This window comes from Clostridia bacterium, from assembly GCA_026414765.1.
Taxonomy (GTDB): domain Bacteria; phylum Bacillota; class Clostridia; order Acetivibrionales; family DSM-27016; genus SKW86.
In genome coordinates, this window is sequence record JAOAIJ010000029.1 from 25,799 (window position 1) to 49,490 (window position 23,692).

General features: G+C 38.2%; 23 protein-coding genes. All 23 read left to right on the forward strand.

The window, feature by feature from the left end; all coding sequences use genetic code 11:
• The first annotated feature begins 11 nt into the window (after positions 1 to 11).
• Positions 12 to 683 (forward strand): acyltransferase, encoded by a 672-nt coding sequence (locus N3I35_12065; GenBank protein ID MCX8130823.1) that lies wholly within the window; start codon positions 12 to 14, stop codon positions 681 to 683.
• A gap of 13 nt (positions 684 to 696) precedes the next feature.
• A complete protein-coding gene (locus tag N3I35_12070) occupies positions 697 to 1,473 on the forward strand; it encodes an aldolase/citrate lyase family protein (GenBank protein ID MCX8130824.1) in 777 nt (258 codons plus the stop codon).
• Positions 1,474 to 1,476: 3 nt separating this feature from the next.
• Positions 1,477 to 2,460, forward strand: coding sequence for a class I SAM-dependent methyltransferase (locus N3I35_12075; protein MCX8130825.1), 984 nt, complete (start codon positions 1,477 to 1,479; stop codon positions 2,458 to 2,460).
• A gap of 25 nt (positions 2,461 to 2,485) precedes the next feature.
• Positions 2,486 to 3,241 (forward strand): 3-deoxy-manno-octulosonate cytidylyltransferase, encoded by a 756-nt coding sequence (gene kdsB / locus N3I35_12080; GenBank protein MCX8130826.1) that lies wholly within the window; start codon positions 2,486 to 2,488, stop codon positions 3,239 to 3,241.
• 18 nt (positions 3,242 to 3,259) lie between these two features.
• Positions 3,260 to 4,291, forward strand: a complete 1,032-nt coding sequence (locus N3I35_12085; GenBank protein ID MCX8130827.1) for a Gfo/Idh/MocA family oxidoreductase — start codon at positions 3,260 to 3,262, stop codon at positions 4,289 to 4,291.
• A gap of 44 nt (positions 4,292 to 4,335) precedes the next feature.
• Positions 4,336 to 4,953, forward strand: a complete 618-nt coding sequence (locus tag N3I35_12090; protein ID MCX8130828.1) for an SIS domain-containing protein — start codon at positions 4,336 to 4,338, stop codon at positions 4,951 to 4,953.
• A 58-nt stretch (positions 4,954 to 5,011) separates the two neighbouring features.
• On the forward strand, positions 5,012 to 5,929 hold the full coding sequence (locus N3I35_12095; GenBank protein ID MCX8130829.1) for a hydroxyacid dehydrogenase: 918 nt from the start codon (positions 5,012 to 5,014) through the stop codon (positions 5,927 to 5,929).
• Positions 5,929 to 6,684: an inositol monophosphatase gene (locus tag N3I35_12100; GenBank protein MCX8130830.1), complete on the forward strand. Its 756-nt coding sequence runs from the start codon at positions 5,929 to 5,931 to the stop codon at positions 6,682 to 6,684. Before N3I35_12095 ends, N3I35_12100 begins: the two co-directional genes overlap by 1 nt.
• A 77-nt stretch (positions 6,685 to 6,761) precedes the next feature.
• On the forward strand, positions 6,762 to 8,540 hold the full coding sequence (locus N3I35_12105) for a hypothetical protein (GenBank protein MCX8130831.1): 1,779 nt from the start codon (positions 6,762 to 6,764) through the stop codon (positions 8,538 to 8,540).
• Positions 8,541 to 8,637: 97 nt separating this feature from the next.
• Positions 8,638 to 10,143, forward strand: a complete 1,506-nt coding sequence (locus tag N3I35_12110) for a B12-binding domain-containing radical SAM protein (protein ID MCX8130832.1) — start codon at positions 8,638 to 8,640, stop codon at positions 10,141 to 10,143.
• 75 nt (positions 10,144 to 10,218) lie between these two features.
• Positions 10,219 to 11,334 (forward strand): DegT/DnrJ/EryC1/StrS family aminotransferase, encoded by a 1,116-nt coding sequence (locus N3I35_12115; protein ID MCX8130833.1) that lies wholly within the window; start codon positions 10,219 to 10,221, stop codon positions 11,332 to 11,334.
• A 29-nt stretch (positions 11,335 to 11,363) separates the two neighbouring features.
• A complete protein-coding gene (rfbF, locus tag N3I35_12120) occupies positions 11,364 to 12,152 on the forward strand; it encodes a glucose-1-phosphate cytidylyltransferase (GenBank protein MCX8130834.1) in 789 nt (262 codons plus the stop codon).
• A 31-nt stretch (positions 12,153 to 12,183) separates the two neighbouring features.
• Complete coding sequence (locus N3I35_12125; protein MCX8130835.1) at positions 12,184 to 13,167, forward strand: GDP-mannose 4,6-dehydratase; 984 nt, start codon at positions 12,184 to 12,186, stop codon at positions 13,165 to 13,167.
• Between the two features lie 13 nt (positions 13,168 to 13,180).
• Positions 13,181 to 13,630, forward strand: a complete 450-nt coding sequence (locus N3I35_12130) for a dTDP-4-dehydrorhamnose 3,5-epimerase family protein (GenBank protein MCX8130836.1) — start codon at positions 13,181 to 13,183, stop codon at positions 13,628 to 13,630.
• A gap of 30 nt (positions 13,631 to 13,660) precedes the next feature.
• On the forward strand, positions 13,661 to 14,611 hold the full coding sequence (locus tag N3I35_12135; GenBank protein ID MCX8130837.1) for a glycosyltransferase family 2 protein: 951 nt from the start codon (positions 13,661 to 13,663) through the stop codon (positions 14,609 to 14,611).
• 23 nt (positions 14,612 to 14,634) lie between these two features.
• Positions 14,635 to 16,509, forward strand: coding sequence for an asparagine synthase (glutamine-hydrolyzing) (gene asnB / locus N3I35_12140; protein MCX8130838.1), 1,875 nt, complete (start codon positions 14,635 to 14,637; stop codon positions 16,507 to 16,509).
• A 49-nt stretch (positions 16,510 to 16,558) separates the two neighbouring features.
• A complete protein-coding gene (locus N3I35_12145) occupies positions 16,559 to 17,386 on the forward strand; it encodes a class I SAM-dependent methyltransferase (protein ID MCX8130839.1) in 828 nt (275 codons plus the stop codon).
• A 26-nt stretch (positions 17,387 to 17,412) separates the two neighbouring features.
• Positions 17,413 to 18,561, forward strand: coding sequence for a glycosyltransferase (locus tag N3I35_12150; GenBank protein ID MCX8130840.1), 1,149 nt, complete (start codon positions 17,413 to 17,415; stop codon positions 18,559 to 18,561).
• Positions 18,558 to 19,295, forward strand: a complete 738-nt coding sequence (locus N3I35_12155; GenBank protein MCX8130841.1) for a polysaccharide deacetylase family protein — start codon at positions 18,558 to 18,560, stop codon at positions 19,293 to 19,295. The genes N3I35_12150 and N3I35_12155 overlap by 4 nt, the downstream gene beginning before the upstream one ends.
• Positions 19,296 to 19,309: 14 nt before the next feature.
• Positions 19,310 to 20,158, forward strand: coding sequence for a class I SAM-dependent methyltransferase (locus N3I35_12160; GenBank protein ID MCX8130842.1), 849 nt, complete (start codon positions 19,310 to 19,312; stop codon positions 20,156 to 20,158).
• 43 nt (positions 20,159 to 20,201) lie between these two features.
• On the forward strand, positions 20,202 to 21,305 hold the full coding sequence (locus N3I35_12165) for a glycosyltransferase (GenBank protein ID MCX8130843.1): 1,104 nt from the start codon (positions 20,202 to 20,204) through the stop codon (positions 21,303 to 21,305).
• Entirely contained in the window at positions 21,259 to 22,659 is a 1,401-nt protein-coding gene (locus N3I35_12170) for a hypothetical protein (protein ID MCX8130844.1), read from the forward strand. Before N3I35_12165 ends, N3I35_12170 begins: the two co-directional genes overlap by 47 nt.
• A 21-nt stretch (positions 22,660 to 22,680) precedes the next feature.
• A complete protein-coding gene (locus tag N3I35_12175; GenBank protein ID MCX8130845.1) occupies positions 22,681 to 23,625 on the forward strand; it encodes an SDR family oxidoreductase in 945 nt (314 codons plus the stop codon).
• The last annotated feature ends 67 nt before the right edge of the window (positions 23,626 to 23,692 follow it).

Here is a 23,692-nt window from a genome sequence, read left to right on the forward strand (position 1 = left end):
AGGTACTCCTGATGACATTCAATGTATTTAAGAAAGTACAAAGAGAAAAAAACAACAAAAAGTTCTTATACGATCGCATATGTGCTTTATATATAAAGGGACAAGACTTTTTGTCTGTTTTTTTTGGCACCTTTGTTTTTAGGCTAAAAGCATTCATGTTTGGAGTGGAATATGGAAGAGGTATCAAATGTTATGGACCAATACATATAATAAGGGCGGTAGGAAGTAAAATAAGTGTAGGTAATAATGTAATGTTCTTATCATCTTCTCCAAGATGCACTGCTAGCTCAATATATGCACCAGTGAGGCTAAAGACATATTCTGATACAGCACAAATTATTATTGAAGATGATGCAGGAATTAACGGAACGTCTATTACAGCTAGGACAAGATGCATCTATATAGGTAGGAATACAAGGTTGGCACCTAATGTTACAATAATGGATTCAGATTTTCATGCTTTATGGCCACCTGAAACAAGAATGGAGAATCCTGCTTTGGAAGAAGATAGGGATGTAAGAATTGGTAATAATGTTTGGATAGCAACACAGTGTATCATACTTAAAGGGGTAACAATAGGGGAAAATTCAATTATTGCAGCAGGTAGCGTTGTAACTGGAGACATACCTCCAAATGTCATAGCTGGTGGAGTACCTGCAAAAGTAATTCGAAATTTACCATAGAGAGAGGTATATTATGATAAATCTGAAACAAAAACTCCAAAAGAAAGAACTTACTATAGGTTCATGGATCAGTATAGGGCATCCGAATGTTGCAGAAATAATGGCCCAGTCTGGATTTGAGTGGCTGACGATTGACTTGGAACATAGCGCCATATCAATCAGTCAAGCCCAGGAGCTCATCAGGGTGATTGAATTGTCAGATGTTGTTCCTTTAGTTAGAATTGGGGAGAATGATCCTACTATCATAAAGAGGGTCATGGATGCAGGTGCCCATGGTATAATCGTCCCAATGGTCAACTCAAAGGAGGAAGCTGAGGCGGCAGTCAGTGCTATGAGGTATCCACCTGTTGGAAAACGTGGGGTAGGCTTATCCAGGGCACAAAAATATGGTTATGGATTTGATGACTACAGAAAATGGGTAGAAAATGACAGTGTACTGGTAGTGCAGATAGAGCATATAAATGCAGTAGAAAACCTGGAGGGAATATTGAGAACTCCAGGAATTGATGCTTTTATGGTGGGGCCATATGATCTTTCGGGTTCACTTGGTATTCCAGGAGATTTTACACATCCCAAAATGATCGAAGCTCTTAATGAGATAAAAAGGATTTCGGAAAAAATGAATGCAACCTCCGGATTCCATGTAGTTTTTCCGCAAAAGGAATCGGTCAATCAAAAGATAAAAGATGGTTACTCTTTTATTGCATATGGAGTAGACTTTATATATATTGGAGATTCCTGCAGAAGGGCATTGAAAGAAATAGATGGAAATAGATTTGCGGAGGCTTGATATATGAAAGAAAATGATATTCGTAAAAAGGAAGCACATGAGACATATTTAAGACTGGTCAAGGAAGATTGTGAAAAATATTTTAGCGATTCAGAAAGCTTTTATATAGGTAGGTGTCCTGCATGTGTGAATGAAAGCTATTCTAGCCAATTTGAAAAGAGCTCTTTCAAATACGTGACATGTGACAGCTGCAATACCTTATATGCAAAGACAAGACCTTCGCTGGATAAGCTCAATGAATTCTATTCTAAGTCGGTTTCTACTTCATATTGGGTCAATGAGTTTTTTATGCCTGTTGCGGAAGCCAGAAGAGAGAAAATTTTCCGACCAAGGGCGGAGTACTTTGCTCAACGCTTCGGTGAGGATCCACAGTGGAGAATAGGAGATATCGGAGCCGGGTTTGGTATTTTCTTGGATGAATTACGGAAGCTTTGGCCTAGCTCCAGCTATACAGCGATAGAGCCATCTAGTGAGCAGGCGGAGATTTGCCGGAAGCAAGGATTCCAAACCGAGTGTTCAATGTTAGAAGATTTAAAAGGATATGATGATTACTTTGATTTCCTGACAGCCTTTGAATTGATGGAGCATCTGTCAGATCCAGCAGAGTTTCTGTCAAAAGTACATAGACTGTTAAAGCCGGGGGGGTGGCTCTGGATGAGTACTCTTAACGGAGAAGGCTTTGATATTCAGGTTCTTTGGAAAGATTCAAAAAGTATCTATCCTCCTGCACATATCAACTTTTTTAATCCTGATTCACTCAGTAGTCTGCTTGAATCTGTCGGATTTGAGGTATTAGAGGCGGAAACCCCCGGGCAGCTAGACTGGAATATAGTAGAAGATGCAATTAGTATAAGGGATGAAAAAGAAGATAGATTTTGGAAACTGGTAGCAAAAAAAGCTACTCCTGAAGCTAAGAAGGAATTGCAGGAATGGATAAAAAATAACAGATTCAGTTCTCACATGAGGATATTAGCAAGGAAAAGGTAGAATAAGAATTGGAAGGTGATTTTATATGAAAATAGTTGCTGTTGTACCCGCAAGAATGAGTGCAACTAGATTTCCAGGCAAGCCTCTGGCAAATATCTCCGGATTACCGATGATTGAGCATGTCCGTAGAAGGGTTGCCATGTGTTCGTTGATTGATGATGTTTTTGTAGCAACATGTGATAAAGAAATTTATGAGGCTGTCGTTAATTTTGGCGGAAAGTCTGTAATGACAGCTGATACGCATGAGCGGTGCACTGATAGGGTCGCTGAAGCTGCTCTTGATATAGACGCTGATATAATTGTAAATGTGCAAGGTGATGAGCCTCTGGTAATGCCCGAAATGTTTGAACCTCTTTTAAAGCCTTTGATTGATGATAAGGGTGTATATTGTACGAACCTGATGGCAGAGATTCATGAAGAACAGGATTTCGTCAGTTCAAATGTAGTGAAAACAGTTTATGACCTGTCAGGTAATGCGGTTTATTTTTCCAGGGAACCTATACCTTCTGCAAGTAAAGCAAAAGGAATGAGCTATAAGAAATATAAGCAACTTGGTATTATTGCATTTAGAAAAGATTTCTTACAGAAATTCACTGCATTGACACCGACTCCTTTGGAGATTGTTGAATCAGTGGATATGTTAAGAGCTATTGAACATGGGTATAAGATCCGAATGGTTTTGACTGAGTTCCAATCTATAGGTGTCGATACGCCTGAGGATTTGGAAAGAGCAGAAAAACTCATGGCAAAGGACAAGCTTGTTAAAAACTACATTAGATGAAACCGGGGTGACACATTAATGAAATCCAATGATAACCTTAGAGTCGGGATTGTGGGTTATGGAGTGGTAGGAAAACGACGTCGTCATTATATAGATCAGCATCCTAACATGAAGACTGTGGCAGTTTGTGATCAGAATTTCAGTGAACCTTGTGTAATGGCTGATGGGATTAGGTGTTACAATGATTACAATGAGATTCTTAAAGAGGATTTAGATGCAGTCTTTGTAAGCTTACCGAACTATCTTGCTGCGGAGGTAACTATTGCTGGTCTTGAAAGGGGCATGCATATATTCTGTGAAAAGCCTCCGGGCCGTGATGTAGCTGATATAGAAAAGGTTGTGGAAGCTGAAAAAAAGAACAAAGGACTCGTACTTAAATATGGGTTCAATCACCGGTATCACGAATCCGTCAAGGAGGCCATACGAATTATTAAGTCAGGTGAGCTGGGCGAAATAGTCAGCTTACGTGGTGTATATGGCAAAAGTAAGATAATCCCATTTTCAGGTGGATGGCGTGCTGAAAGAAAGTATTCAGGTGGTGGAATACTTCTTGATCAAGGCATTCACATGGTTGACCTTATGAGGCTCTTCTGTGGAGAGTTTGTTGAAGTGAAAAGCTATATATCAAATAGTTATTGGAAACATGATGTTGAGGATAATGCATATGCGTTAATGCGTGATAGATTGGGACGGATAGCAATGCTTCATTCCACAGCTACTCAATGGCAACATAAGTTTTCTTTAGAAATCAGCCTTACTGAAGGGTTTATTGAACTGAGGGGAATCCTGTCAGGTTCAAAAAGCTATGGGCAGGAGATGCTGATATTAGGCAAGAGAGACGAATCGGATGTGGGAGCAACGCGGGAGCAGGTTACTACATATCTTGAGGATAATTCCTGGAGGGATGAAGTAAACGAATTTGCAGATGCTATACTAAAGGGAATTGAATTGAAATCTGGTAACAGTGCTGATGCCCTTGATACAATGAAGCTGATTTATGAGATTTATGGAGCAGATTCAGAATGGTGTTCACGCTTTAATATTAAATGATTTGTTAGTGTTCGTAGGCTTTATATATGAAAGGAGATGCTTTAATGAATAATATGGAACGCCTTTTTGCAGAAAGTTCAAATGCAAAAGAGTTTGCAGCTGGATATCTTGATTATCTGGCAAATCTACTTAGGAAACTAGATTTAGATGAAATAACAGCGTTTATAGACGAAATGGATAGGTGCCATAAAAGTCAGAATAATATATTCATTGTCGGGAATGGAGGCTCCGCGGCAACTGCTTCACATATGGTAAACGACTTAGGGATGGATGTGTTAAAAAAAGCAGGTATTGAAGTTCCTTTCCGTGCTATGTCACTGACTGATAATATTCCCTTGATAATGGCTATATCTAATGATGACAGTTATGATAATGTGTTTGTGAATCAACTTAAGATATATTATAAAGAAGGCGATATCCTTATAGGAATTTCTGCAAGTGGAAACTCGCCTAACATAATAAATGCGGCGGAGTGGGTAAAGCAAAGAAATGGTAAGGTAATAGGACTTACTGGTTTTGATGGAGGAAAGCTTAAAGAAATCAGTGACATAGTGGTCCATGTAGACACTCCGAAAGGTGAGTATGGACCTGTAGAAGACATCCATTTGGTTATTAACCACCTATTAGCTATGTGGTTTCAAAACAAGATGAAGGTAAGGTAAGAAAAGTGATATAGTGGGCTTTTGTCGTAAATTTTGGGATTGAAAGGAAGGGTCATTTATGAAGCTTGTGGTTGCGATAGGAGCGTCTTCCTTCGCTGTAGAGGATGATACTCCATTGAGACTGTTAATAGATTCAGGAGTGGAAGTCAGAAATAATACATATGGACGCCGTCTGACAGAAGAGGAGACAATTCAGCATCTTAGGGGTGTGGACGGCTTACTTGCAGGGTTGGAACCCTTGAATAAAAATGTCCTTTCAGCATCACCTGAACTAAAGGCTATTGCCAGAATTGGTATAGGTATGACAAATGTTGACATAGTGGAAGCAAAAGAACGTGGTATCAAAGTATCAAATACACCTGACGGGCCTACTAAAGCTGTAGCTGAGATGACCCTGACTGCTGCATTGGCATTATGCCGTAAGCTAACGGTTGAAAACTCATTATTACACCAAGGCAGGTGGGAAAAACACATAAGTAGTAGTCTAGACGGTGCGAAGGTTTTGATTATCGGGTATGGCCGCATCGGAAGACGCACGGGTGAATTGTTTCAAGTTTTTGGTGCAGATATACTTGTAGTTGATCCAGCTGTAAAACCAGAGATGCTTTGCAATAATGAAAGGTTGGTGTCACTGGAAGAGGGATTGAATGAGGCTCAATTGATTTCAATTCATGCAAGCGGTACTGATGTCTTACTGGGACACAGGGAGTTTGAACTGATGAAAGAGGGTGTAATTCTGCTGAATTCGGCACGCGGTGAGTTGGTAGATGAAAATGCCCTTGTTCGTGCATTGGATGAGGAAAGGGTCAGTGGTGCTTGGTTTGATGCCTTCTGGGAAGAACCTTACAAAGGAGTGCTTTGCAGGTATGAACAGGTCTTGCTTACTCCCCATGTCAGCACATATACTCGGGAGTGCCGTCTTTCGATGGAAACAGAAGCAGTAAAGAACTTGCTTAGAGATTTGGGGGTAAGGTAGTGGAGTGGCAGGCTGAACTGGAAATGGCTGTTTGTGCTGCAAAAGCAGCAGGAGATAAGCTTAAGGAATTACAAAACGGTTGTTTGGATATTATCAGTGAGTATGGGAAGGATATAAAATTAGGAGCAGACAGAGAAGCGGAGAGTATGATTATACAAACGCTTACAAGCAATAGCAGATACCCGGTTTTGGCTGAGGAAAGCGGAGAACATGGAAAAATTGATGGAGATGAGCCTGTTTGGATTATAGATCCTTTAGATGGTACATTCAATTATAGTAGGAATATCCCATTATGCTGTGTATCTATTGCTCTCTGGAAAGGGAAAAGGCCAATTCTGGGTGTCATAAATAATTTTAATACAGGTGAGATATATACGGGTATAGTAGGTGTCGGTGCATGGTGTAATGATAAGATGATATCAGTATCACAAATTCAGAAGGAAGAAGCGGCTGTTTTAGTAACAGGGTTTCCTGTCAATAGGGATTTTGGACAAGACTCTCTTATGAGCTCTATATCTCAGATTAAGTCATTCAAAAAAATCAGAATGCTAGGAACTGCTGCGTTGTCACTTGCATATGTAGCGTGTGGATATGCAGATACATATATAGAAGAGAATATCATGTTTTGGGATGTTGCCGCGGGGATTGCTCTGGTTGAAGCGGCAGGAGGATGGATTAGCTTTAAAGATTCTGTTAATAAGAAATGGGCTAAGGATGTAATATGTTCTTCATTTAGAATTGATAGCTCGAAATAAATTATGAAAGATTGTACCCAATGAATTTTTTAGTAGCCAAGAATAATTAAGAAATCAGTCAAAGTGGGGTGAGACTATTGAGAGACAACCTCATTGTGTTTTATAGGGATGTTAAAAAAGCATCATTGATGCTCAATGGAGAGAAATATTTATGGACATACCTTGGTAGTGATGTAAAAGGAAAAAAGGAAACTGCTGCCTTGCTAGGGGATGATAGCCGTCTTTTGATAGGAGAACTTCTACAGAGCGAGGCATATAGAATTAAAGATAGCTTTATGGAATTTGTAACCGATATTGGGTTTAACAAAAAAAACATGCTTAATTGGTGGGCTTTGAATTTTGCAAGCAAAAGTCCCCTTCAGGGGGATTTATTTAAGCTCTATTGCTTTGAAGCGGTTATTAAGGATATGTCTAAAAAGCACTCATCTGATAATTTGGTTTTCATCATTGAGGATGTGTGGTTTTATAAATACTTAGCGAGCAACTACAGGAAGGAATACACGTTTATCGGTAAGCGGAGCCGTTTACCCAGTGCTTTCAGATTAGCTCTATTGGGAGTATATTCTGGACTAGACATATGCTTTGGTATGCTAAAAAACAAATTATTCAATAAGAAAACTAACAACAAAATCCCGTCAGATATTGATGTATTTATATACTCTTGGGTAGAAGATAGGTTTTTTAAGCAGAATGAAATAGTCAACCCTTATTTCGGACGATTGAGTGATATTTTGAATGATGCCGACATCAGGTTTACAAATCTTACACCTTTACATATAAGATCAGATATAAGAAAGAAATGTATAGAAAGCGGAAAGTTTATAATTCTAGATAGCTATGTTGGTGTGACTGATCTTATCAAGAGTGTTTTTTCAACCATTATGATCACTTGTTTTGCGTTACTAAAATTTTCTGGACAGAGTTCTCTGTTGTTAAGAGAGATTTTTTACGAGTTTTCCAATGTCTCGTTTTTCACTAACAAATTGACATACTATGCGTTTGTTAACTGGGCAAAGAGTATTGGCGATAGAAAAATCAGTTTCATATATACTTTTGAAAATCATCCGTGGGAAAAACTCATGTGTATTGCATGTAAAAAACATTCCTTGAATACTCGGTTGGTGGGATACCAGCACTCTACAATACCTCAGCTATTGCTAAATTATTTCTTTACGGAAAAGGAAGGCGAAATAATGCCTCTTCCTGACTATATTGTTGCAAACGGTGAGCATTATCAAAATGTTTTGATAGAAGCGGGATATGCAAAAAGAGTAAATGTAATCAATGGTGGAGCATTAAGATATGAAGCGTTGCACAATTTGAAAGCGACAGATGATGATATTGACACTATGTACAAAAAGGTATTGATCATTTTTCCATCTTCAAGAGTCCTGACGGAAGAAATTCTATTGGTTTTAATCGATTATTGTAATGAATTCTCGGCCCAAGACTTTGAATTTCTGTTAAAGTTTCATCCTGATACACCAATGAAGACCTTACAGGATTTATTAGAGGAGTTACCTGATAATTTCAGAGTGTCAAAAAGTCCTATGAATGAAGTATTGGCTGAAGCTGGGCTTGTCATATATTCATCGTCTACATCAGGATTGGAAGCTTTATTGGCTGGGAAAAAAGTTGTGAAATACTATTCAGAACATGCTATAGATCTTGATCCTCTTGACTCGTTTACCGAGGTAGAAATTAGAAGTTGTTTCGAGGGGAATATGCGTGATATAATTTTGTCTATGTTTAATGAAAAAGATTTCCTTTGTCAAAGGAAAGACATTCTGAACTTAAGTAAAGTGTTCTCTCCTGTTAGGGAAGATGTTTGGAAAACTGTATTACTTAATAGATAGAAGTTGGACAAGTATTCTTTTGACCAATAACTTGGAAGTCCTTGGATTCAATAATCTTCATATAGAGAACAAAAAATTAGTAGAAGAGGTATAGGTTATGGTAGTAAGTAGCAGAAAAATAAAGAGGGTTCTTTTGATTACTCCTCCAGCATTTACATTTGCGGATAATATTGATATTAATCCTGTACCACCTCTTGGACTTGCGTATATAGCAGCTGTTTTGGAGAAAAACGGTATAGAGGTTAAAATTGTAGATAGTCTTATCGAAGGATGGGACAATAGGGTAGTCATTCACGATAATGTAATCAGAGTGGGATTGAACTTTGATGAAATTAAAGATATTATTACAGAATTTTCTCCTGATATTGTAGGGGTAAGTAATCTTTTTAGTAAACAGAGCGAGAATGCTCATGCCATACATGCTAAGGTAAAGGAAATTGACAAAAATATAATAACAGTTGCCGGTGGGGCTCATCCTACAGTAATGCCTGAAAAAGTCCTAAGTGATAATAATGTTGATTTTGTAATCATGGGTGAGGGAGAATTCGTCTTTATTGACCTTATCAGGGAAATAGAAGGACAACAGAGATTTGATACTCTGGATGGTGTAGGTTATCACGATGCAGGCGAGATTAGGATAAACCCAAAAACTAGTTTCATTGAAAATCTGGATGAAATCCCATTTCCAGCAAGGCATCTTCTAAACATGGAAAAGTATTATGGACTTAACGCTTCTCATGGTGAAAGAAGAAAAAGAAAGTTTTCTCCTATTATTACATCAAGAGGTTGTCCTGCCAATTGTACTTTCTGTTCTGCCCATAAAGTATGGGGTAAAAGGTATAGATACCGTTCTGCAGAAAATGTTGTCGCGGAAATGAAAGAACTTAAGGAAAAGTTCGGAATAGAAGAACTTATGTTTGAAGATGATAATCTGACACTTAATCCTAAGAGGGCAGAGAAAATTTTCGATATGATGATAGAGCAGAAGCTTGACTTTGTATGGGATACCCCCAACGGTGTAGCGGCATATTCATTGAATGAGGCGTTAATTGATAAAATGAAACTAAGTGGATGCTATAATATAAATCTGGCTGTGGAAACAGGCAACCAGTATATAATGGATAACGTAATCAAAAAGCCGTTAAAACTTGAAAATGTTAAACCGATTATTGAATATGCTAGAAAAATCAAGATAAAAGTGGGAATTTTTCTTGTTATTGGTATGCCAGGAGAAACAGTGGAACAAATATGGGACAGTTTTCGCTTTGCTAGAGAACTGAAGATTTATTACCCTCATATCTCTGTTGCTACTCCTTACCCAGGTTCCGTGCTTTATGACACTTGTGTCGAAAACAAGTATATTTCTGAAACTTTTTCTACTGATGACTTGTATATAAGAAGTTTTAGCATAACAACTGAAAACTGGGATGGGGATAAGCTTCAACAGTTACTGCAAGAGGGTCATGAATACCTGTTGGCAGCATATTTTAGGGACAATCCTATAAAATTTATGGCAGCACATCTACCCAAACTGGTAGTAAGACCATTGACCTTAATGAAAAAAACTTTTAGGATGCTTAAGGCGGCTAAAGGAAAAGGATGAAATACTTAATGTTTAGTCCTGTAAGGATTATATAGAGGCATTGATACTAAAAAGATTTGGAAAGAGGTTTTGTTGATGATCAAATATGCTAAGGGATGTCTAGGAGAAGAAGAACTTATAGAAGTAAAAGAAGCGTTTGAGTATGGTTATTTCGGGCTTGCTGGAAAGGTGCTTCAATTTGAAGATGCTTTGAAAAACTATCTGGATGCAAAGAACGCGGTTGCAGTGAACACAGGTACTTCAGCTTTACATCTCTCGCTTGATGCGCTGGGAATAACAAAAGGTGATGAGGTCATAGTACCGTCAATGACTTTTGTTGCCACATATCAGGTTATTACACTTACAGGTGCGACTCCGGTATCTTGTGATATATACCCAGAAAACCTTCTTATCGATATAAATGATGTAAAAAATAAAATCACTGATAGAACTAAAGCTATTATTCCTGTCCATTACTTAGGAAATCCTTGTAATATGGATGAACTGCTGAAGCTAAAAGAACAATACGGTATAAGGATTGTTGAAGATGCTGCACATGCCATAGGATCCGAATATAATGGGAGAAAAATAGGCAGCTTCGGAGATATTACATGTTTCAGTTTCGATTCGATTAAAACTATAACTTGTGGTGAGGGTGGCGCTGTCATTTGCCAGGATCCTGAGTTTGCTGATATTTTAAGACAGAAGAGGCTTCTAGGGATAGATCGCAAATCGCATACTGCAGAGTGGAAAGAGCGCAGTTGGCTATATGATGTCAATATGCAGGGATATCGATACCATATGAGTAATATAAATGCAGCTATTGGTTTAGGGCAGCTAAGAAAGATCGATAAATTCATAGCTAGAAGAAGAGAGATTTGCGCAAGATATGATGATGCATTTTCTAATATTGAAGGGATTAGACTGCTTGATGTGGATTACGACAGAATAACACCGTTCATGTATGTAATAAGAGCCGAAAATGGTAAGCGGGATGAGTTGATGTCATATCTGAAAAATATTGACATAGAGACAAGCATCAGCTATATACCTAACCATTTCCATACTCTCTATAAGAAGGAAAACGAGTCTTTACCACATACTGAAAAGGCGTTTGAGGAAATTCTTTCTATACCGCTTCATTATGGATTATCTGATGAAGATGTTGAAAAGGTCATTGCAGGGGTAAAGAGCTATTTTAAACAAGTGTGAGGTATATGAGGAAGAAAGGGTGATGAGTAGTGAATCCGAAGGTCATAATTTTTTGTGGAGGACTAGGGACAAGGTTGAAGGAAGAGACCGAATACAAACCAAAGCCTATGGTTGAAGTAGGTAATAAGCCCATCCTTTGGCATATCATGAAACTTTACTCCCATTACGGATTAAAAGACTTTGTATTGTGCCTTGGATATAAGGGCGAAAAAATCAAGGAATATTTCTTGAACTATGAGATGATAAATAATGATTTTAGAGTAAAGCTTGGTTCTAACAAGGAAATAACCATATTCAAGAATTCAGATGAGAATGATTGGAATGTTACGCTTGTAGATACTGGAAAGACAGCATTAAAGGGTTCGAGACTGAAAAAAGTCGAGAAATACATCGACAGTGACATATTTATGGTTACCTATGGTGATGGAGTTGCTGATATAGATATAAACAAGCTGCTGGAATTCCATAAATCACATGGAAAAATCGGTACAGTCACCGGGGTACGTCCTCCGTCATTATTTGGTGAATTGCTGGTAGAAAACGATAAAGCACTGTTGTTTTCTGAAAAACCTCAGACTTCATCGGGTTTGATTAGTGGTGGGTTCTTCGTATTCAATAAAAAGCTGTTTGATTACTTATCTATTGATGATAATTGTGATTTTGAAAAAGGCCCTTTAGAAAAGCTTGCTGCAGAAGGGGAGCTGATGGTATATACACATACAGGCAAATGGGGCTGTATGGATACACAAAGGGATATGGAATATCTAAATAACCTGTGGAATATGGATAAAGCATTTTGGAAGCTGTGGGACTGTTAATTCAGATTATATAAAAGGAGATAGGAATATTATGGTGAAACACTACTGGCAGCATAAAAATGTCCTGGTAACTGGTTGTACTGGGCTATTAGGTTCTTCCCTGACACAGGCACTAGTTGAAAAAGGTGCAAATGTGATAGGGTTGGTAAGAGATAATGTACCAAAATCAAATTTTGTCAAGCTCGGTTTGGATAAACGTATAAATATAGTACGCGGTGAAGTAGAGGATTACTCGCTTATGGAAAGGATCATTAATGAGTATGAGATTGAAGCTGTGTTTCATTTAGCGGCTCAAACGATAGTTACTATAGCGAATAGAAATCCTATATCCACCTTCGAAACAAATATAAAAGGGACATGGTCGCTGTTAGAGGCTTGTAGAAAAAACTCGACGGTAAAAAGAGTGATTATTGCATCAAGTGACAAAGCATATGGGAAACATGAGCATTTGCCTTATAGAGAGGATGCTCAACTGAAAGGCTCCCACCCATATGATGTATCAAAAAGTTGCGCAGATTTGATTTCTCATACCTACTATAACACTTATAAACTACCTGTTTGTATAACAAGATGTGGGAATTTTTACGGTGGAGGGGATTTGAATTTTAACAGGATAGTTCCTGGGACAATACGTTCTGTCCTATTCAATGAAAGCCCGGTAATAAGAAGTAACGGTGAGTATATAAGAGACTATGTATATATTAAGGATGCTGTTGAGGCATACCTTTTCCTAGCAGAAAAAATGGACAGTAGAGAGATTCATGGAGAGGCTTTTAACTTCAGTAATGAAATACAGCTGACTGTTTTGGAGCTTACCAATCTTATCCTGAAGATCATGGGAAGGGAAGATCTGAAGCCTAAAGTCCTTAACGAGACAAGTGGTGAAATCGAGCATCAGTATCTTTCAGCAGAAAAGGCCAGGACAATACTTGGCTGGAAGCCTAAGTACAATGTCGAAGAGGGGCTCAAAGAGACTATACAATGGTATACAGAGTTTTTTAACAATAAGGAATAGAGAGGTATTGATAATGATAGAGGGAGTAAGGATAACCCCATTAAGAAAGATTCCTGATGAGCGTGGAATGATAATGCATATGCTTCGTTCTGATAGTCCCAACTTTGAAAAGTTTGGTGAAATATACTTTTCTGTTGTTAATCCAGAAGCAATAAAGGCGTGGCATCTACACAAGGAGATGACTTTGAACTATGCAGTCGTATCTGGTATGATAAAATTTGTTCTCTATGATGACAGAAAAGATTCACCGACAAGGGGTGAACTTCAGGAAATGTTCATAGGCGAAGACAATTATGTACTGGTGACTGTTCCACCCTTTATCTATAACGGGTTTAAGGGAATAGGAGTCAAACCTGCCATAGTAGCAAACTGTGCTACAATTCCCCATGATCCTAATGAAATAATCAGGGTTGATCCTTTCACGAAGGATATTCCTTATGACTGGCAAATAAGACATGGGTGAATCCTTACTTCTGTATAGGGGGATTTTTGAATGCCACTAGTAAGTGTAATAATGAATTGCTATAACTCGGACAAATACCTGAATGAGGCTTTGGACAGCTTATATAAGCAAACCTTCAAGGATTTTGAAATAATATTCTGGGACAATCAGTCGACAGATAAAAGTGCAGAAATAGCTATGAGCTATGGTAAGCCTTTGAGGTATTTCAAAGGAGAAACCTTCCTACCCCTTGGCGCAGCAAGAAATGAGGCTCTCAAAAAGGCAGAAGGTAAATATATCGCTTTCCTTGACTGTGATGATAGATGGGCAGTTGATAAACTAGAAAGGCAGATTGAGCTGATAGAGCGTTTGCCTAAAGAAGTGGGGTTTGTCTATAGTAACTATTATGAATTGAATATGGCGCATATGGAAGAAGTTGTTGCACATAAGAATCCGCAGCCTGAAGGTAAAGTATTTGGTAGATTTCTCAATGAGTACCCAGTTGGAATGGTCACAGTACTACTAAGGAAAAGTGAGTTGGATAAGGTTGACACGCTATTTGATGAAAATCTTAACATAGCTGAAGAATATGATTTATTCATGAGGATATTGTATAGTTGCCAGGCAGCATATATCCATGAACCACTGGCAGTATATCGTATATATCCGGAAAATACTACTAACACAAAAAGAGAAAAATGGCCGGATGAGGTCATTTATGTAGTAAACAATCTTAAATCTATCCTGTCTGAATCCGATAAGCAAAGATATGTGCATGAATTGAAGTTAATGGAACTTATGGCTAAACTCGAACGTGCTAAAATTCTAAGGACTAAGGGTGATAATAGTGGAGCGAGGGAAAATATCAAATTTTATATTCATTTAAGTAAGACCTCGACTATCCACAACCTGAGATGTCTGGCTAGATATATTGAAACATATATGCCTTACAAGCTCAGTGGGCTTATAAGAAATAACATAAATCGTTTCAGACGCATCTAAGAAAAATAGAATGAGGAATAAAAATGTGCGGTATTTGTGGATTTACTCAATCTAAACAGAGAAATTTAGCAATAGATAGTCTGAGGGTCATGAATGATACTCTTTCACATAGAGGTCCTGATGATGAAGGGTTCTATATAGATGAAGGAGTGGGCCTTGCGCAGCGCAGATTAAGCATACTTGACCTAAGTCCAGCAGGTCACCAGCCCATGAGTGATAGTACAGGAGCTTTGTGGGTGGTTTTCAATGGCGAGATTTATAACTATCTGGAACTGCAGAATGAACTGAGACAGTTAGGATTCTCGTTTAACTCCCATTGTGATACCGAAGTTATAATATATGCATACCAAGCCTGGGGAGAAAAATGTTTTGAACGGTTCAACGGTATGTTTGCCATTGTTTTATGGGACAAGAAAAATAATAAAGTGATTCTGGCCAGGGATCGTTTAGGGAAAAAACCCTTATACTATTACTCAAGGAATGGTCAATTCGCTTTTGCCTCAGAGCTTAAGGCCATAATGAAATACCCTCTTCTGAAAAAAGAGATAGATGAAGATAGTTTATACATGTATTTTATTTTTGGGAATATTCCTTCTCCCAATACCATATTCAAGGATGTATATAAACTGGAAGCCGGACATTACATGGTTATACAGGATGGCTGCGTCGAGGACCATATTTATTGGAATCCCATTAATGTTGCTCGTGAGCAGCAATACAAGGACATATCCTATGATGAGGCACAGAATGAATTGGAGAGATTGATAAGAAGTGCTGTAGAATACCGACTTATAAGTGATGTAAATCTTGGTGCATTCTTAAGCGGGGGTATAGACTCAAGTCTTATTGTTTCAATGATGGCTGCTATCGACAAAAGGGCTGTTAAGACTTTCACAATAGGCTTTGAAAGCACCAATTTCAATGAAGCAGAGCATGCAAAGGAAATTGCGAAACACTTGAATACTGAGCATCATGAGCTATATGTCAGTCCAAAGGATTGCTTTGATACGATTATGCGACTTCCTGACATATACGATGAGCCCTTTGCGGATTCTTCTGCAATACCAACCTTCCTGGTATCAAAAATGACACGGGAGCATGTAACGGTAGCACTCTCGGGAGATGGTGGGGATGAGCTTTTCTGTGGATATGAGCATTATAGGAGAATCAATAGACTAGATAGGTTATTGCACCTGCCTCATGTTGTTAAGAAGTCTGTTTTAGAGGTAGTCAGACCTTTTATAGGAAATAACAGAAGACTAAGGAATTTCACAGAGGCTATACTCGGTAATGGGGCTCCAGGCTTGCATGAGCATATTATGAGCCAGTGGAGGGCAAAGGACCTAAGTCAGTTGTTTATTGATAAAACTTCTTCTAAGCTTATCTTACAGAATAGCAAGTTCAGGCAAACTCATGAGGATGTAAAGGATATGGGTTTACTACAGAGACTGATGTTAGTTGACATCAAGAATTACCTACAGGAGGATATTCTTACTAAGGTGGACAGAGCAAGTATGGCAACATCATTAGAAGTCAGGGCACCTTTGTTGGATTACAGGATAGTTGAATTTGCTTTAAGAACGCCACTGGAGTATAAGTTTAGTGATGGGATCACGAAAAGGATACTAAAGAACATACTTTACAAATATGTACCTAAGGAATTGGTCGAAAGACCCAAAATGGGCTTTGCTATACCGCTTTCCGATTGGTTGAAAAAAGATTTGAGGCACTTGGTAGACCATTATCTTAATCCTACTAGATTGAAAGAGCAAGGAATATTTGAAGATAGGATTGTTTCGACTATTATAGCAGAACATATGAGTGGAAGACTCAATAACATGAACATGATCTGGTCCATGCTTATGTTTCAAATGTGGTTTGATAGATATATGATATGATCGAGGGCATTTATAAACATATATGCCTAACTATAGTGGAGGAATATTGATGAGTGATCATGCAAAAGAGGTATCTGAAGGAAAACGTTTTGAGTTTGGTAAGAATTGGGCTCAATTCTTATCAAAGCTGAACGATGAACGTATTTTGGTAGCAGAAAAATCATTAAAAGAGATGTTGAATGTAGATACTCTTGAAAAAAAGACATTCATAGATGTTGGTTCCGGTAGCGGCTTGTTCTCTCTTTGTGCGAGGAGATTAGGTGCAAGAGTCCATTCATTTGATTATGATCCAAATTCTGTTAATTGTACAGCTGAACTAAAGAGAAGATATTACAATGGTGACGCGCAGTGGACAGTTGAGGAAGGAAATGCATTAGACAAAGGCTATTTAGAATCTTTAGGCAAATTTGACATTGTATATTCCTGGGGTGTATTACATCACACGGGTAATATGTGGCGGGCTCTGGACAATGTTTCCAGCCTGGTTGCTCCTGAAGGGATGCTGTTCATTTCCATATATAATAATCAAGGAAGAGCCAGCAATCAGTGGTTGGCTGTTAAGAAGCTATACAATAAACTACCTGGAGGGATGAAGTTCATTGTATTGTGGCCTTCGTTTATAAGACTAAGAGGGCCTATGTTCCTAAGAGATTTGTTTAAGGGAAAGCCTATGTATACCTGGAATACCTATATCAAAAGGCGCGGTATGTCACCATGGAGTGATGTTGTTGACTGGGTAGGAGGATATCCATTTGAAGTAGCAAAACCGGAAGAAATATTTGACTTCTATAGAGATAGAGGATTTAAGCTTCTAAACATGAAAACATGCGCTGGTGGTAGGGGTTGTAATGAGTTTGTCTTTAAAAAGGAAAATTAGTAGAGTAGTGTATAATTGAGGTTGACATGGTAAAAAAAATAAAAGTTCTCCATATCATTCCGACTTTGACAATTGGGGGGGCTGAGCGGCAGCTCTTGAGCTTGGTTAGCGGATATGATAAAGAAAAATTCGAAATGAAGGTTTTCTGTACCACTTCGGGGGGGGCACTGCATAAAGAATTTATAGCAGCAGGACAGGAGCCTGTCATATTTGATAAATGCAGCAAAGCGGATTTGAAGTTTTTCATCCGCTTGATTAAGGCTATCAAGCGGTACAAACCGGATATAGTTCACACATGGCTGGATACGGCAAATATCTGGGGAGGGCTCGCTGCATTTATAGCAGGTGTCAAAGTCATCATTTCATCTGAAAGAAGTGATGGGAACAAAAGCAGGCTGTTCGCTTTCATTACGAAGACATTATCTAATATATTTACTTTAGTGATCTGTAACAGTAGGAGTGCTCAGGATACACTACACAAAAAAATCGGTATACCTGCCAAAAAGCTTACTACAGTATATAATGGTATTGACACCAGCCGGATTCCTCCTATTCAGAGTATAAGGCAATCCAGTAGAGACACTCGAAGTGAGTATGGTATAGAGCAGGATGACCTGTTAATCGGTATGGCATGCAGAATTGATGTGGCTAAGGATCTTGAGACCTTTGCAAAGATTGCTGAAAAGCTGACAGGTACTTATTATAGTTTTAAGATGCTTATCATAGGAGATGCTCTCTTTCCAGAGGAGAAAACGTATAAGGAGCAGATAATCAAGCTCTTAGATGATAAGGGACTAAGAGACCGAATCATAATCACTGGTTTTAAGAATGATATTTCAAAAGAGATAGGTATGTTGGATATATATATTCATACTTCCATTAGAGAAGGTTTAAGCAACTCCATAGCAGAAGCAATGCTTTTAGAAAAGCCTATCATAGCTACTGATGCAGGGGGGAATGCTGAACTGATAGAGGATAAGGTTTGCGGTATAATTGTTAAAACGGGTGATGAACAAGGGTTTACGGACGGTATTCTTAGGCTGGTTTCTGATAAAGAGTTAGCTTTTGGGTATGCAGTCAAAGCGCGGGAGAAAATCTTAAGGGCTTTTAGTAAAGAAGTTATGGTCGACAATATGCAAAATATTTATTTAACTATAAAGGATAGAGGCAAATGAAAAATCTGAAAATATATGCCTACCACAGAATCACTCCTATAGAGAGAGGAACATTATCTGTAACTATCGAAAACTTTGATAGGCAGATTAGGTATATGCTGGATAAAGGATATGAATGCATAAACCTGGCACAATTATATGATAAGTATATCAAGGCAGGCAGAGAACCAGAAAAGAAGTGTTTTGTCATAACCTTTGATGATGGTTATGCAGACAACTATATGCATGCATACCCTGTATTGAAGAAGTACGGCATAACTGCGAGCATATTCTTGACTGCTAACTATATATCAAGCAGAGAGATTTTTCCTTGGGATAAGCAAAGGTTTGAAATACCGGTTTCTGAGGACTACCCTATGACAAAAAATAATATAGAGGAAATGCTTGCATATGGAATAGATTTTGGCTCTCATACGTTGAACCATCATTTACTTACAACAGTCAGCATTGATACAGCAAAAGAAGAAATAGAAAAATCAAAAAAAGTACTTGAGGATATGCTTGGAAAAGAGATTCTATCCTTTTGTTATCCCGCAGGAAATCTGAACGAGGAAGTGTGCAAACTAGTTGAAAGTGCTGGATATAAGCTTGCTGTAGTCACTCCGCCGAGAAAAGGGATAAAAGAGACTGACTTTACCTTGAAGCGTATAGGTATATACCAGAAGGACGATATGTTCAGGTTTGCTATGAAAAGTAATAAATTAATCTACTATATAAAAGAAATCACTAAATAGTGACAGAGGGAAAAATGATAGATAATTCACAAGTATGTGGATTCTGTAAATCGAAAAAACTGAATGTGTTTATGAAGTTCAATGGCTTCAACCTTATGAAATGCAAAGGCTGTGCTATAGTTACGACACAGCATGGAAACCACATAGATACCACTAATAAAAAGTTCGATTCAGAGTATCTTGATAAGCTTTTATCAAACTCAGCTGCAAGCGATATATTTTTTAAGAAGAATTCAGCGGTTATAAAAGAATATTTGCAACACGGAAAGCTATTGGATGTGGGATTTGGCGCGGGGCACTTTCTTGCCGAAATGGCTGGCGCGGGGTATGACGTATATGGTGTAGAAATATCTGAAAGTGCCTGTGAATACGTGAAGCAAAAGTATGGTATCGGAAACGTAGTTTGTGGTAGTTTTTTGAATTTGGAATTGGATAAAAAGGTGGATATGGTAACATTTTGGGATTCTCTTCAGTACGTAGAGTCTCCTATGGCATATCTGGTGAAGGCAAATGCGTGTCTCGAGGACGATGGATTAGTGGTTGTACAAGTTCCTAATAGGGGACGGCTTAATATGGCCTATGCCAGGTTCTTATACCGAATCAGCAGCGAACTTGCCAGAGTATTCCTTCATATCCCAGCTGCTGTGACACTATTTAATGAACATTCACTGGAGAAGGTACTCGGGACAGCTGGTTTTAAACTGCTAGAGGTAGTAAATAACCCTACAGTCAAGAAATTCAGATGGAGTGGGAACTTAAGTCTGAAGAGTATTGTTGTAAATGTAATAGAAAATGTGTATATAGCCATTGCGCGGTTTAAAAAGGAAAAAGAGTCCCTCATTGCAATTGCTAAGAAAGTATAAAAGAATATGATTCACTAGTATATTAGAAAGGCTGAAATTTTTAATGAATATAGGGTTCGTTTGTTCTTCTGATGGTATAGGCGGGGCTGAGAAGAATATCAAGCTTACATGTGAGCACCTTAATAAAAAAGGCTTTAGTACAAGTGTGATATTATTAAGAAACTGTCCTAAGCTAAAGGATTTTTATGAAAAAAACAATATAGAAGTATACAGCTTCAACCTGGTATCTATCAGAAGCGTTTTAAAGGATTTTGTTAGGCTGTGTTCATTGTTGAGGAGTAAAAAATTCGATGCGATACAGTTGTTCGGGCTCAGGACGAACATTATCATGAGGCCTATCGGGAAGCTTATAGCCAGGACAAAAGTAGTTACTGCCGTAGTCAGTACTGATGATTGGCGGAAATGGTATCACATAATGCTAGACAGAATTACTGCCCCTTTTGTAGATATGTACGTTTCCAACTCTATTGCAGGTAAGGAAGCAGTCATGAAAAGAGAAAAGGTCAAGGAGAGCAAAATAAAGGTAGTATATTATGGTATAAACCTGGATAGCTATGAGCCATTGACCGAAGGTGAAAAGGAAGCTGCGAGGGGAAAATATGGAATAAAAGCTCAGAATTTTGTGATAAGCGAGATAGCCAATCTAAGAATCATGAAGGGGCATAAGCTTGTAATAGATGCTGTTGAAAATCTAGTGAAGGATTTTGATAATATTAGGGTGATTTTTGCAGGTAAGGATGACAGTAATGGTGAAATACCCAATTATATAAAAGAAAAGAGGTTGGAAAAGTATTTTATATTAGCTGGGTTTGTGGATGATATCCGCTCTCTATTAGGTATCACAGATTTGTTCCTGCTCCCCTCTGATTGGGAAGGAATGCCTACTTGTGTCCTCGAAGCCATGTCAATGAAGGTTCCAGTCATTACTACTAAGGTAGGCGGGATTCATGAACTCACTGGAGATGACGGAGGAATACTAATTCCAAAAGGTGATTCAAAAGCCCTTGAAAGAGCTATCAGGACGATGCTAGGAAATGAAAATACCAGAAAAAATTGCGTTATGAATGGCTATATTCGAGCAAAAGAGATTTTTTCAGAAAATGATACTTTTGACAAACTGGCAAAAGTATTCAAAAGCATGCCGTAAGCATGAGCTATATTATAAAATTGAGGTTGAGTACATGACGGAGCAGGTATCTGGCAACAAGAATAGAATCATCAAGAGTAGCTTAATCGTATCAATTACTACAGGAATATTTTTGTTCTACTTGACGGGGTACGTTTATTTCTTATGGATGGTATCCATTGTGGTATTATCATGGTCTCTAAGGCTTTTAGCTGAAAGGATTGGTACTGACAGGAAAGAAATTGACTTCTTGAGTCTGATAAGCATAATTGGTCTTGTATTAAGAATCCTATCAGTGATAATAAATTCCGTATATCCTGTATTATACTTATCAGATGCACAGACTTACGAACAGGAAGGTATGAAGATAGTAGAAGAATGGAGAAATGGGAATTTGTTTTTTACATCACCCTCTGAGCACTTCTTTTACTATACGTATAATGCAATAATATATTTTCTGTTTGGCTTTCACCCGTCTATTGTGAATATTGTAAATAGCTTTCTTGGTGTTGCTGCAGCTTTGAACATATATGTGATATGTAACAGAATGTTTGGCTATAAGGCAGCCAAGGTATCGTTGATTTTATGCTTATTCTTCCCTTCCCTGGTAGTTTGGCAGATTTTGAACCTGAAGGAAGCAATGGTTGTCTTTTTGCTTACGGCTATTATCAGGAATCTATACTATGTCCAAAAGCAGATACGAGCAAGAACTATTGTTTCATTAGCCATATATGTAGTTGTTCTGACTATTACCAGAAGCTATGCCGGGATATTCATGGCATGTGTTGTTTGTGTATACTTCCTGATTGCCTTAAGGGTGACAGTCATGAAGAAAGTTGCTGTTTCTTTTGCTATGGTAGCAGCTATGGGAATCGTGACATACAAAGCAGGGATGGGCTTTTTCGGATGGGAATTTTTGAAGTACTATAATCTTGACACCCTGGATTTATTCAGAAACACTAGGTATAGAGGCGGGTCAGAAGTTTTATTGGACATGCATATAAACACATTGTCAGGATTACTTAAGTTTTTGCCTGTAGCTTTTCTTTACTTTATGTTTTCCCCTTTTCCCTGGCAATTTGGGGGAACCATGCTCCAAATGGCTGGGGCACTGGAAAATATCTTATGGTATATATTATTCTTCATATTTACTTTACCAGGGATATATTATACTTTAAAATTAAAGAAGGATAGGCTCTTCAGTAGTGTTCTGATTTTGATCTTAATGGCTTTTACAGGACTCTACTGTTTGCAGATGGGAAATATGGGCTTTGCATATAGGATGAGAGGGCAGCTGTTACCAATATATTTTATTTTTGCTTCGTATGGATTTGTGCAGTCATACAATATACGGAAGTCGTTAAAGAACCGTTAATCTAAGGATAGAGGTGTAGCAATGGCAAGTTACTTAGTTACAGGTGGAGCGGGCTTTATAGGCTCCAACATAGTTGAAAGGCTATTAAAGGATGGAAATAAGGTAAGGATTGTAGATAATCTGGTAACAGGTAAGTTTGATAATATCAGGGAATTCATTGATATTGCTGATTTCATCTGTGGGGACCTGGCTGATTATAGAATTGCAGAAAAAGCTGTAGATGGTATTGACTATATAATACACCAGGCAGCTATACCTTCAGTACCCAGGTCTGTTAAAGATCCTATCGCAACAAATGAAAGCATAGTTACAGCTACGGTGAATCTTTTTAAGGCAGCCGTTGAAGGTAAATCAGTAAAAAGAGTCGTTCAGGCGGCATCTTCATCAGCGTATGGAGATACACCGACTCTGCCGAAGAGGGAAGATATGATACCTAACCCTCTTTCACCATATGCAGTGGCTAAATTGACACAGGAATACTATGGAAAAGCCTTCTATAACGTATATGGATTAGAGGTGTTGTCCCTCAGATATTTCAACGTATTTGGACCAAAACAGGATCCAAAATCCTTTTATTCTGCTGTCATTCCAAAATTCATCAGCATAATTATGGAAGGGAAGCAACCTACTATTTATGGGGATGGAGAAACCAGCAGAGACTTTACTTATATTGATAATGTAGTGGAGGCAAATTTATCAGCCTGTCTATGTAAATGGCCCGGTAGCTCTGAAGTAATGAATATCGGCTGCGGAGAGCGGATTTCACTAAACGAATTGGTTGTAAAGATAAATAGCATACTTAGCACAGATATTATTCCTCTATATGCAGAAACTAGAGTGGGAGATGTCAAACATTCCTTGGCGGATATCACGAAGGCAAAAGAAATATTAGGTTATGATGTAAAAGTTAGTGTTGATGAGGGTCTAAGGAAGCTAATAAAATGGTTGTCTAATAATAACCAGTAAACAAACATTTGTATATGTGCTATAATGATAGGCGAACGAGTTGACAGAGGAATGTGGAGGCGGCTAA

Coding starts and splice junctions, on each gene's coding strand:
- N3I35_12110 (MCX8130832.1), top strand. CDS start 8,638: ATGGTAGTAAGTAGCAGAAAAATAAAGAGGGTTCTTTTGATTACTCCT.
- N3I35_12130 (MCX8130836.1), top strand. CDS start 13,181: ATGATAGAGGGAGTAAGGATAACCCCATTAAGAAAGATTCCTGATGAG.
- N3I35_12065 (MCX8130823.1), top strand. CDS start 12: ATGACATTCAATGTATTTAAGAAAGTACAAAGAGAAAAAAACAACAAA.
- kdsB (MCX8130826.1), top strand. CDS start 2,486: ATGAAAATAGTTGCTGTTGTACCCGCAAGAATGAGTGCAACTAGATTT.
- N3I35_12160 (MCX8130842.1), top strand. CDS start 19,310: ATGATAGATAATTCACAAGTATGTGGATTCTGTAAATCGAAAAAACTG.
- N3I35_12075 (MCX8130825.1), top strand. CDS start 1,477: ATGAAAGAAAATGATATTCGTAAAAAGGAAGCACATGAGACATATTTA.
- N3I35_12085 (MCX8130827.1), top strand. CDS start 3,260: ATGAAATCCAATGATAACCTTAGAGTCGGGATTGTGGGTTATGGAGTG.
- N3I35_12115 (MCX8130833.1), top strand. CDS start 10,219: ATGATCAAATATGCTAAGGGATGTCTAGGAGAAGAAGAACTTATAGAA.
- asnB (MCX8130838.1), top strand. CDS start 14,635: ATGTGCGGTATTTGTGGATTTACTCAATCTAAACAGAGAAATTTAGCA.
- N3I35_12150 (MCX8130840.1), top strand. CDS start 17,413: ATGGTAAAAAAAATAAAAGTTCTCCATATCATTCCGACTTTGACAATT.
- N3I35_12165 (MCX8130843.1), top strand. CDS start 20,202: ATGAATATAGGGTTCGTTTGTTCTTCTGATGGTATAGGCGGGGCTGAG.
- N3I35_12175 (MCX8130845.1), top strand. CDS start 22,681: ATGGCAAGTTACTTAGTTACAGGTGGAGCGGGCTTTATAGGCTCCAAC.
- N3I35_12145 (MCX8130839.1), top strand. CDS start 16,559: ATGAGTGATCATGCAAAAGAGGTATCTGAAGGAAAACGTTTTGAGTTT.
- N3I35_12070 (MCX8130824.1), top strand. CDS start 697: ATGATAAATCTGAAACAAAAACTCCAAAAGAAAGAACTTACTATAGGT.
- N3I35_12170 (MCX8130844.1), top strand. CDS start 21,259: ATGATACTTTTGACAAACTGGCAAAAGTATTCAAAAGCATGCCGTAAG.
- N3I35_12095 (MCX8130829.1), top strand. CDS start 5,012: ATGAAGCTTGTGGTTGCGATAGGAGCGTCTTCCTTCGCTGTAGAGGAT.
- N3I35_12155 (MCX8130841.1), top strand. CDS start 18,558: ATGAAAAATCTGAAAATATATGCCTACCACAGAATCACTCCTATAGAG.
- N3I35_12090 (MCX8130828.1), top strand. CDS start 4,336: ATGAATAATATGGAACGCCTTTTTGCAGAAAGTTCAAATGCAAAAGAG.
- N3I35_12135 (MCX8130837.1), top strand. CDS start 13,661: ATGCCACTAGTAAGTGTAATAATGAATTGCTATAACTCGGACAAATAC.
- N3I35_12125 (MCX8130835.1), top strand. CDS start 12,184: ATGGTGAAACACTACTGGCAGCATAAAAATGTCCTGGTAACTGGTTGT.